Consider the following 504-nt stretch of genomic DNA (forward strand, 5'->3'; position numbering starts at 1 on the left):
TAAAACCTCTTGAATATTATAAAGAAAAATACGGCACGGCTTTTTACGGGGTAAACAAGATGTACCTGATGATGGAAAAGCAGCACAACCGAGGGCAGGATGGTGCCGGGTTAGCAAGCATCAAGCTAAACACTCAGCCGGGAGACAGGTATATAAGCCGCATAAGATCTAATGCCGCACAACCCATTCAGGATATTTTTGCACAGATCAATGAAAGGATCAATGAAGAGATAAAACTGCATCCGGAATATGCGGAAGATGTAGCGCTGCAAAAAAAGCATATCCCATACCTTGGGGAGTTATTTTTAGGCCATGTGCGTTACGGTACTTTTGGAAAGAACAGTGTTGAAAGTGTTCACCCTTTTTTAAGGCAGAACAACTGGATGCACAGGAATCTTATTGTGGCAGGGAACTTCAACATGACCAATGTTCACCAGCTTTTCAATAATCTGGTGGAACTGGGACAGCACCCAAAAGAAAAGGCAGATACAGTGACTGTGATGG

General features: G+C 43.3%; 1 pseudogene. It reads left to right on the forward strand.

Annotated features, from left to right (window positions below):
• Positions 1-504: pseudogene (locus HC175_RS17565) on the forward strand (amidophosphoribosyltransferase); the annotation flags it as partial.

This window comes from Salinimicrobium oceani, assembly GCF_012037645.1.